The 6,711-nt window shown below is 63.6% G+C and carries 11 protein-coding genes; 2 read left to right on the plus strand and 9 right to left on the minus strand.

The features are described 5' to 3' along the window. Positions 1-576: 576 nt before the first annotated feature. The 8 genes from merA to ACROSR_RS12380 form a co-directional block, all read right to left on the minus strand. A complete protein-coding gene (gene merA / locus ACROSR_RS12345) occupies positions 577-2,028 on the minus strand; it encodes a mercury(II) reductase (RefSeq protein ID WP_432685465.1) in 1,452 nt (483 codons plus the stop codon). A 61-nt stretch (positions 2,029-2,089) separates the two neighbouring features. Continuing rightward, complete coding sequence (locus ACROSR_RS12350) at positions 2,090-2,866, minus strand: FAD-dependent oxidoreductase (protein WP_432685467.1); 777 nt, start codon at positions 2,864-2,866, stop codon at positions 2,090-2,092. Further along, positions 2,796-3,413 carry an FAD-dependent oxidoreductase gene (locus tag ACROSR_RS12355; protein ID WP_432685469.1) on the minus strand — a complete coding sequence of 206 codons (618 nt, stop codon included), beginning with the start codon at positions 3,411-3,413 and terminating at the stop codon, positions 2,796-2,798. Before ACROSR_RS12355 ends, ACROSR_RS12350 begins: the two co-directional genes overlap by 71 nt. A 26-nt stretch (positions 3,414-3,439) precedes the next feature. Then, positions 3,440-3,598, minus strand: a complete 159-nt coding sequence (locus ACROSR_RS12360; protein WP_432685471.1) for a hypothetical protein — start codon at positions 3,596-3,598, stop codon at positions 3,440-3,442. An 11-nt stretch (positions 3,599-3,609) separates the two neighbouring features. Next, positions 3,610-3,834, minus strand: a complete 225-nt coding sequence (gene merF / locus ACROSR_RS12365; protein ID WP_432685473.1) for a mercury resistance system transport protein MerF — start codon at positions 3,832-3,834, stop codon at positions 3,610-3,612. After that, on the minus strand, positions 3,821-4,084 hold the full coding sequence (locus tag ACROSR_RS12370) for a hypothetical protein (protein WP_432685475.1): 264 nt from the start codon (positions 4,082-4,084) through the stop codon (positions 3,821-3,823). The genes merF and ACROSR_RS12370 overlap by 14 nt, the downstream gene beginning before the upstream one ends. 4 nt (positions 4,085-4,088) lie before the next feature. After that, on the minus strand, positions 4,089-4,394 hold the full coding sequence (locus tag ACROSR_RS12375; RefSeq protein WP_432685476.1) for a cation transporter: 306 nt from the start codon (positions 4,392-4,394) through the stop codon (positions 4,089-4,091). A gap of 17 nt (positions 4,395-4,411) precedes the next feature. Then, on the minus strand, positions 4,412-4,801 hold the full coding sequence (locus tag ACROSR_RS12380; RefSeq protein WP_432685478.1) for a mercuric transporter MerT family protein: 390 nt from the start codon (positions 4,799-4,801) through the stop codon (positions 4,412-4,414). A 76-nt stretch (positions 4,802-4,877) separates the two neighbouring features. Here ACROSR_RS12380 and ACROSR_RS12385 point away from each other — a divergent pair, with 76 nt between their 5' ends. Further along, entirely contained in the window at positions 4,878-5,294 is a 417-nt protein-coding gene (locus ACROSR_RS12385; RefSeq protein ID WP_432685480.1) for a MerR family transcriptional regulator, read from the plus strand. Between the two features lie 46 nt (positions 5,295-5,340). On the opposite strand, the gene ACROSR_RS12390 is transcribed toward ACROSR_RS12385, so the two are convergent. Continuing rightward, entirely contained in the window at positions 5,341-5,691 is a 351-nt protein-coding gene (locus ACROSR_RS12390; RefSeq protein WP_432685482.1) for an arsenic resistance protein, read from the minus strand. 497 nt (positions 5,692-6,188) lie between these two features. On the opposite strand from ACROSR_RS12390, the gene ACROSR_RS12395 reads away from it, so the two are divergent. Further along, positions 6,189-6,711: SOS response-associated peptidase family protein (locus ACROSR_RS12395; RefSeq protein WP_432685484.1), on the plus strand; the 523-nt coding region annotated here is incomplete at its 3' end.

The following is a 6,711-nucleotide window of genomic DNA, read 5'->3' on the forward strand; positions in this document are numbered from 1 at the left end:
CAGGTGGCTTCCAGACAGCTTGGATCCCACCAAGGTGGATTCCCTGGATTCCTCCGAGGAATCCACCTGCACCAAGGGGGAGATCGGCCAAGTCGTTGATAACGAATTAAAATTCCGGTCCAGCCCGCCAGGGTGGATTCCAAGTGGATTCCCCGGTGAGGAATCCAGTCGCTAGCGAAATCGCGCGCTGAGCCCCCCCGTATACGATCAGGCCCCGGGAGGAACCATGGGAGGGGGATGTAAGCGACCCGTCGGGCCGATGTGGGGTAGTCACCGAAGCGGCCGCTCGGGCTTGGTGTGGCGAAGGACCGGTGTCAGCCCAAACTCGACACTCGCCCGCAGCCATCGTCACCAGGAGCCATCGATGGAGTGGGCGGTGAGCTGCCTGACGGCACCGCAGCATTGCATTCGCAGCATCTTGCGAAAGCGGTCGGTCGTCGTGCCCCGCTCGACCGATGAAAATACGCAGAAGCGCTATTTCCAAGATCGGGCGCAGTCGTCCGGTTGGATTTGAGCGATCGTCCTTAAATGACGCTCATAATGCGCCATCGACTGAACCGAAGCAGCCTTTCCAACCTACCCCGCGCAGCAGGACAGCTTTGCCACGTCCTTGTCGAAAGTCTGCGCGGCAAGTTTCAGCCCCTCGACCGTGGTGAGATAGGGAAAGATCGTCTCGCCAAGCGCCTTGATCGTCATGCCGAACTTCAGTGCCATGACAAGCGTCTGGACGCAGTCCGCGCCCTCGGGTGCCACGATCACCCCGCCCAGTAGGTGATCGGTTTCTGCGTCCGCCACCAGCTTGATCAGGCCGCGCGTATCGCGCGCGGCCAGGGCGCGGGGCACGTTGTCGAGGCTGATGAGGCTGGTCTTGACGGTGCGGCCCGCCTTGATCGCCTGTGCCTCGGTCAGGCCCGCGCCCGCCACCTGCGGATCGGTGAACACCACCCAGGGCATGGCGGCGCTGTCATACCGCTCGACGCCGCCCAGCACGGCATCGCGCGCGGCGAGCTTGGCGCCATAGGCGGCCATGTAGACGAACTGGTCGCGGTCGGTCACATCGCCCGCGGCATAGATGCCGGGGCGGGTGGTTTGCATGTCATCTCCAACCACGACCGCGCCGCGTGCGTCGGTCTTTATGCCCATCTCGGCCAGTCCTAGCCCTTCGGTGTTGGGCCTGCGCCCGGTGGTCAGGACGATATGATCGGCGGTCAGATCAAGGGTTTCGCCATTTTGCGTCACGGTCAGGATCGCCCGATCGCTGTTGCGCCGTGCCCCCCCATAGGCAACGCCATCCATGATTACCACGCCCTCGGCGCGCAGTGCATCGGCCAGTGCCGCGCCCACCTCCGGCTCAGCCTGCGGCAACAGACACGAGCGGCAGACAATCGTCACCGCAACGCCCATGCGTGCCATCATCTGCGCCAGTTCAACGCCAATATAGCCGCCGCCAAGGAAGATCAGGCTTCCGGGCAGGGTCTTGAGATCCAGCAACTGCGTGCTATCGAGCGTCGGCACCGCATCGATCCCTGCGATCTCTGGCACCGCAGGCTGACCGCCTGTGGCAATTATGATCTTGGGCGCGGTGACCTTACGCTCTCCGACCTCGACTCCGCCATCCACCAGCCGCGCAGGGCCTTCGTCGATATAGGTGACATTCTCATAACCCGGCAGCAGGTCGGCGTACTTCTTCGCCCGCAGCGTCCCGACCAGATCGTCCTTGGCCGCGACCAGCGCCGCCCAATCATCCACCCGTGCCTCACCCTGCAAGCCGGGAAACCGCTCTGCGGCTTTCGCACCATGCAGGGCCTCGGCGGCGCGGATCATTGTCTTGGACGGAACACAGCCGACGTTGACACAGGTGCCGCCAATTGTGCCATGGCCGATCAACGCCACGCGCTTGCCCGCCTCGGCCGCCGTGATCGCCGCGGAAAACCCCGCCGATCCCGCGCCGATGACGGCAAGGTCGAATTCGCGGCCTTCCAAGCTGTCGGAGGTGCAGCAGTCATGGGTGTCTATGCGCTGGTCCATTGTCGATTTCTTTCTGTATTTGTGGGAACAATCGCCTTGGCGACACCCCGAATTTACTGCGTCAGACCATCGAGCCGAGGTCGGAGGCGTAGCTGGGATAGGCGAAGATCATCGCCTTGATCTGGTTGGCGGTCAGTCCGGCCTCCATCGCCATGGCGAAGAGATTGATCTGTTCCTCGGCACCCGGTCCGATCAGATGCGCGCCGAGGATCTTTCCGGTCCTCTGTTCGACCAGGACCTTGAAGCCGGTCCATTTCGCGCCAACGCGCAGCGAGGAATACCAGCCTTCGGTCTTCTCGGAATGCGTGTCGAATTTCAGCCCCTGGTCCCGCGCGGCGGCCTCTGACAGGCCCACGGTCGCGACCATGGGCAAGGAGAAAACGACGCTGGGAATCGGCGGATAGTCGACAGAGCGGTCGTCGCGCCCTGCGAGCAGATTCTTGCCCGCGATCCGGCCTTCGTAGGCTGAAACCGGCGTGAGGTTGGGGCCGCTGTCGGCGCAATCACCAGCTGCAAAGATCGCCGGGTTGGTGGTGCGCATGGCGGGGCTGACCTTGATGCCGCGCGGCCCATGTTCCACCCCGGCAGCCCCGAGGTTCAATCCGTCGATATTGGGCACTCGGCCGGTGGCATGGACCACGGTGTCGCAGGTCACAGTCTCAATCTTGCCCGAACGATCGACCGTGACGACAAGCACACCGTCCTGTTTTTCTACTTTCAGCACCTTCGCGCCCAGTCGCAGGTCGATGCCGAGATCGGCAGTTGCGTCAACGAGCATCGCGACCAGATCGGGGTCGAAGTTCCCCAGCGGCCGGTCCATCATTTCGAGAACCGTCACCTCGGCCGCACCGGCGCCTGGCAATGTGGGAAAACTCCATGGCGATGAAGCCGCCGCCGACAAAGGCCACCCGATCCGGCCGCGCGGGCAGATCGAGGAACTCGGTGCTGGTGGTCAGCAGGTCTTCGCCGGGAATGTTCAGCGTCATCGGCCGCGCGCCGGTGGCGATATGGAAATGCTTCGCGCGCAGAGTTTCGCCGTTCAACGAGATCGTGTCGGAGCCAGTGAACCGCGCCTCACCATGCAGCGTCGCGATGCCCGCCTTCTCCAGCCCGGCTACGATCTTTGGCGGCATCGCGTCGGTGAAGGTCCGCTTGAAGGCGATCATTTCGGCCCAATCAACAGAGACCTCCGCCGCGAGGCCCTTGCCCTTCAGGTTATGCGCCCAGTCCACGCCTTCGGTGACGGCGATCAGCATTTTCTTGGGGTCACAGCCGCGCAAGGCGCAAGTGCCGCCGTAGGGAAGGCTGTCAATACTCGCCACCTTCCAGCCGGCCGCCGCCGCCATACGGGCGACGCCGTTGCCGCCGGTTCCGGCGCCGATCACGATCAGGTCATAGTCATATGTGTCTGTCATGTGGTGCGCCTTTCGTTTCCGGTCACCCGGTCGTGCTGCGCATCTGTACGCCTTGTGACCAAGTAGGTCAGCGCGACCGCAGCCACGATCAGAGCGGCGGTCAGGGTCCAGCCGGGGCCGAACCCGGCCATCGCGGAAAAGCAGTTGGTCATCATGGAATGTCCTTTCAGGTGTGGTTCTGGTGCCGCTGCCTGCGCCAGACGGCGTAGACGGTCAGCGCGATGAAGAAGGCGAGTGCCGGAAACAGCACATAGTCGATCCAGCCCAGCACCGCTGACAGGCCGACAACCCCCAGAAGGATGACCAGCACGGGCGTGAAGCAGCAGAGCGCGGCTATGACGGTGCCGACGATCCCGATGCCAAGCAGCTTGCGGTCGTCAGGACTGGCCATGGACGGTCCCCTTTGCGTCATCTGCATCAACGCAGCATTCGACATCGCCTCTTCGCCGCCGCAAACTGCGCCAGGCCAGCGCGGCGCCCGCCGCGACAATCAGCGCCGCTATGCCGCCAAGCCCGCTCAGCCAGCCGCCGACCGCGCCGGTCAGCCCGGCCAACAGAACCCCGCCGCCGCCGCAGCAGACGACCACCACCGGAGCTGCGACCGCCGTTGCCAGCATACCGCCCATCAGATCATCACGCATGGGGTCAGCCCTCAACGAGCGCAGGATAACCTGCGTTGGCAGAGGCGGCGGCGATGGCCTCGGCGGTAGTAGATGCCGTATCGAACAGCACGGTGGCGGTACGGGCGGCAAAGTCGATCTCGACAGCGCGCACGCCCTCGACACCCTCCATCGCGCGCTTCACCGTCACCGGGCAGAGCGCGCAGGTCATATTCTCGACCGTAAAGGTCACGCTATGCTCGGTGGCGACCGACTGCGCCGCGGCGGGACCCACGGCCATCGGCACCACAGCCGTCAGACCAAACAGAGCAAGGGCAAGTATCTTCTTCATGGGGTTTCCTTTCGGGGTCAGTAGAGAAGCGGCGCCCACCAATCGATGGTGAGGGCGGCAAGGACGAGGGCGAGCGACGCCCAGAGCAGGGTCTTGGTAATCCGGGCCGCGTTGGGCTGCGCGCAATAGGATCCGGGTTCGCAGACCGTGGGTTGGCGGAAATAGACCTGCCGGAAGCCCGCGCCGATGAAGCCGAGCGCGATGACGGCAAAGATCGGCTTGTAGGGCTCCAGCGCCGTGAGGGTGCCTATCCACGCGCCGGAGATCCCCAGTGTCAGCAGCACCAGAGGTCCGATGCAGCAGGCCGAGGCGAGAAAGGCCCCGACAACACCGCCTGCCGCGAACCAACCGTTGCGCGCCGGGCGACCCGGGACCGTGCTACTTGTCTTGTCTTCCGCAACGCTCATGCGAGTCACCTCTCGTCTATCATCGAGGATCGGTGTACAGTCTGTAGCAACTACAGGCTCAAGGAAAAAATGCGCCATGTCCGGTCACAATAGCGAGAGTGGCCTGTCGCGCGGCGAACTTGCCCGCGCGACAGGCAGCAACATCGAGACGATCCGCTACTACGAGAAAACCGGCCTCCTGCCTGACCCGCCCCGAACGGGGTCTGGCTACCGTGTCTATTCAGCGGCTCACGCCCTGCGCCTTCGATTCATCCTGCGCGCCCGCGAACTCGGCTTCTCCATGGACGACATTCGTGGGCTTCTGGGTCTGGGGGATGGTGCCGCGCCAACGTGCTCGGAGGTCAAGGACCGGACGGAACGGCATCTTTCGGATGTGCGGGCGAAGATCGCGGACCTGAAGCGGATCGAGGCGGTTCTGGCCCAGACCGCAGCGCAATGCTCTGGCGATCAGGTGCCGCAGTGCCCGGTACTCAGTACGCTTGCCGGGGACTGACAAGGCGGCCTTCGAAGGCGTGACCAAAGGACACGCGTCGGCAGCGTTAAGAACCGGTAGCGTCCCAACGTGTCCGCAACTGTTTCAGGATGTTCAGCATGACGATCAGGACGGGAAGCTCGATTGCGGGACCGATCACGACCGTCAGGGCGATCAGCGGGCTGGTAAAGGCTGTCACCGCCACGGCCGGTGAAACCTCGGAGTTTCGCACCGGCGTCGTGAAGACCATGAGCGCGGTCTGCGGATAAGTCAGGTTCGCCATCCGGCTGACGCCCAACGTCACGATGAAGATCACGACGAAGAACGCGGCTCCGGGACCGATTATCAAGAGGATCACACCCGGGTTGTCGAGCAGCACGCGCCCACGTGAAGCAAACATCGCCGCGATGACAAGCACGGAATTTCTCAACCGGACCCCAAAAAAGTGGCCACGTCCGGAAAGTTACGACCCGATGAGCAAACACGGCGCACGTCCGCCCCTTGCCTCTGCATCATCAATGCCAAAGGCCGCATCAATATTCTCAACGTTAGAGAGGCTCCTCCTGTCATATGCTCGCCGTTCCTGAGCGGCAGCTTCGGAGAATGATGCACCGCAGGCCGACAGGCCGCAATGGGCCGGTCGCGTCTCGATGGGCGACCAAGGTTCGCAATTTTGCAGTGTCGGCTCGCTGCGCTGTGCCGCCGTTCGACATCAGCGGAGCGGATGACCGGTTTGCTACTTGAGCGGGCCGCTGACCGCATCGGCATCGGGGCTCGGCGTCGATGACAAGGGCCATGCGTCGGTTTCGCCGAGCACCTTGGGGTGAGCTTGCCCAGCGCGTCGTCTGGTCTCGCATTGAATTCAGGTGATTTTTCAGAATGCTTCATGCTGATCGGTGAGCTATCATCGCAGCCATGTGCAATCTCTATTCCAACACCATGCCACCCGAGGCCATGCGCAGCCTGTTTGCGGTCGATCCCGCGAATGACCGGCTGGGCAACGCCGAGCCCTTGCCGGCCATTTTCCCGAAGACCATGTCGCCGATCGTCGGGGTCGGTCCTGACGGCACCCGCTGGCTGGAAAACGCGCATTGGGGGTTCGTGATGCCGCAGGTCTCGAAGAAGACCGGCCATCCGATCCAGCCCAAGGCGGTCAACAACGCGCGGGACGACAAGCTGCGCAATTCCCGGTTCTGGACGAAGAGCTTCGAGGACCGGCGCTGCCTGATCCCGGCCACGAGCTACTGCGAGCCCAAGGGACGCAATCCGGCCACGTATGTGTGGTTCGGCGTGGCCGGAGACGATGACGGCGAGGAAGAACGACCGCCGTTCGCCCTCGCGGGCATCTGGCGCCACTACAGGGGCAACTACGGCGGCGGCGAAGAGCGCGAGATGATCACCTCCTCGATGGTCACGACGACGCCGAATGAGCTTACGC

Origin of the sequence: Roseovarius tibetensis, assembly GCF_050896375.1 — a bacterium.
Taxonomy (GTDB): domain Bacteria; phylum Pseudomonadota; class Alphaproteobacteria; order Rhodobacterales; family Rhodobacteraceae; genus Roseovarius; species Roseovarius tibetensis.

What these genes read in the sequence shown, in the direction of transcription:
- ACROSR_RS12375 (WP_432685476.1), bottom strand. Translation starts at nt 4,394, where the DNA reads ATGAAGAAGATACTTGCCCTTGCTCTGTTTGGTCTGACGGCTGTGGTG.
- ACROSR_RS12385 (WP_432685480.1), top strand. Translation starts at nt 4,878, where the DNA reads ATGTCCGGTCACAATAGCGAGAGTGGCCTGTCGCGCGGCGAACTTGCC.
- ACROSR_RS12370 (WP_432685475.1), bottom strand. Translation starts at nt 4,084, where the DNA reads ATGCGTGATGATCTGATGGGCGGTATGCTGGCAACGGCGGTCGCAGCT.
- merF (WP_432685473.1), bottom strand. Translation starts at nt 3,834, where the DNA reads ATGGCCAGTCCTGACGACCGCAAGCTGCTTGGCATCGGGATCGTCGGC.
- ACROSR_RS12380 (WP_432685478.1), bottom strand. Translation starts at nt 4,801, where the DNA reads ATGAGCGTTGCGGAAGACAAGACAAGTAGCACGGTCCCGGGTCGCCCG.
- merA (WP_432685465.1), bottom strand. Translation starts at nt 2,028, where the DNA reads ATGGACCAGCGCATAGACACCCATGACTGCTGCACCTCCGACAGCTTG.
- ACROSR_RS12360 (WP_432685471.1), bottom strand. Translation starts at nt 3,598, where the DNA reads ATGATGACCAACTGCTTTTCCGCGATGGCCGGGTTCGGCCCCGGCTGG.